The 1,992-nt window shown below is 47.8% G+C and carries 2 protein-coding genes and 1 pseudogene; 1 reads left to right on the top strand and 2 read right to left on the bottom strand.

The window, feature by feature from the left end; translation table 11 throughout:
* On the top strand, positions 1–393 hold a 393-nt coding region (locus tag MVD07_RS05730; protein ID WP_297499574.1), incomplete at its 5' end, for a Zn-binding domain-containing protein.
* On the opposite strand, the pseudogene MVD07_RS05725 reads toward MVD07_RS05730, so the two are convergent.
* Positions 390–1,691 (bottom strand): annotated as a pseudogene (locus MVD07_RS05725) (transposase). The gene MVD07_RS05730 and the pseudogene MVD07_RS05725 sit on opposite strands and share 4 nt — an antisense overlap.
* Before the next feature lie 44 nt (positions 1,692–1,735).
* Positions 1,736–1,992: DUF1949 domain-containing protein (locus MVD07_RS05720; RefSeq protein ID WP_297499572.1), on the bottom strand; the 257-nt coding region annotated here is incomplete at its 5' end.

Below are 1,992 nucleotides of genomic sequence, written 5' to 3'. Positions count from 1 at the left end.
GGCTCGGCTCTCCACGCTATGGAGCACAACCTCATCAAGATAGCGCCGATTTTCACGTACGTTGACAGCAGAGAGCTCGGGGGCTACAGCTACGCGGGCTTTCCGGGTGAGCCTTACTTTGGAAGGCTGGTGGTTTTCATCTACGACGGCAACGAAGGGGGAGCGGGTCTGGCGGAAATCATCTACGAGAACATCGAGAAGCTCATGGAAAAGAGCCTTGAGCACCTGAAGTCGTGCGAATGTCAGGACGGCTGCCCCGTCTGCGTCCTCTCGCCGAAGTGCGGAACCTTCAACGAGTTCCTGGATAAGTGGATGGCAATAAGGGCCTGGGAGCGGATTCTGGGAGGAGACACTGATCTCCTCCCCGCCGTGAACGGCGAGGGTTCGACTTAACCCCCCTCCATTGGCAGGGAGGTTTGAGGGGTCTCATTTAGACCCAACATAAAACGGGTCTTCAACCCCTCCAGCCCGGCCTTAGGCCAATTACCCCCTTCCTTGGGCGTAAAGACCACCCAAGTTCGGGGTTATCGTTTTTACAACCTTCTTTAAAATGTTAAAAGCTCCAACCAAGTCCGCATTAAACACAAGCCCCGTTGCGGGACACTTAAATAAACCACGAAGGAAGCGAGCCCCATAGTGGGGCTTCCCGCAAACGGGGCAAAGCTTAGAAGTGAAAGCCTCATCAATGAGCAAAACCTCAACACCATACTCTTCAGCAACTTCTTTCAATCGTTTAATGACAGTGTTAAACCGCCAGACGTGAGAGAGAAGGAAATTCTGCATCCTGCCCTTATCAGAGTTTCTACTAATGCCTTTCGGATAGCCAACGACAATCCTTGAAACCCCCAAGACGGTAGAGCTTTTTAACAGTCTGCCTCACGGCAGTGTTAATGTAGTGCCTCGCTTGAAGTTTAGCCTTCTCGTACAGTTTTCTGAGTTTCCTACTCGTTTTAGCTCCCGACTTATTGAGTTTAGACTGATAATCAGAGATAACCTTCCTAAAGTAAAAGTCAATGGCTTTCAACGGTCTGCCATTGACGAGAAAGCTCTCACTGTCCTCAACGTAAACGGCCATTAGATTGTTCACTCCAAGGTCTATTCCCGCTGAAAGGTCGCCCAATGGCTGTCTTGGGACTTCAACCCACTCACCATTGGTTAGCTTCTCCTCCACCGTGTAAGAGATGTGAGCGTACCATTTTCGCTTAACGTCATCATAGGTTATTTCTAAGCGTCCTTGCTTACCTCTCAAGTGTATTCTGCCTTTGAATTGGATTTCAAGACGTTTGAACTTTCCAAGGCCTTTTAGAATGAGTTTATTTCCGTCAATCTTGTATTGGTTGTTTCTGAGAATGATTAAGCCGGCTTCCTTCAAGTAGTTCGGTGGTCTTGGTTTGAGCCACTCTGGTAGTTCTCCGTTCCGCTTATTTCTTAAGAGAGAGAAGAAGCTTCTCCAAGCTTCAACGTTCTTCCTACAAATCTGTTGGACTGTTGCGGAACCGATTTCTTTTTTGAATTCTCCATAAACTATCTTTTCGGTTTTGTTGAAGTCCACGATTTGGCTCTTTGAAGAATTGTTGTCGTCTTAGGTAGTTTACTCTGTTCCAGATTTTAGCTCCGATACCGGCTAACTCGGAGAGGGTTTTCTCTTGTTCTTTGCTCGGCTGGAGTTTGAGGGTTACTGTTCGTTTCAAAGTATGGTATTGTTCTTGGGTTTTAAAATGGTTTGCTTTCCCGCTTAATGGCTCTTGGGTGGTTTACTGCATCCCCGTCCTAAAGGGCGAGGCTTTCGGGAGAAAAAAGTAAAACTAAAGGCCTTTCTCACACCGCCCTTATAAAGAGGGACTTTAGCCTCGCCCTTCCCCCTTGTTTTCTCGGTCAAAAGTGCCATCAGCTTTTCAGCTTCGCCCTTTCTGGTTTCTACCATAAGCTTCACGAGCCCGCTGTATTCTTCTTTGATAACTTTACCACCTGCCCCTTCAACGGTCTCCTTAA

Origin of the sequence: Thermococcus sp. (assembly GCF_027008145.1) — an archaeon.
Classification (GTDB): Archaea; Methanobacteriota_B; Thermococci; order Thermococcales; family Thermococcaceae; genus Thermococcus.
The sequence above is the reverse complement of the archived record's forward strand: the minus strand, read 5'-3'. Positions and strand labels throughout refer to the sequence as shown.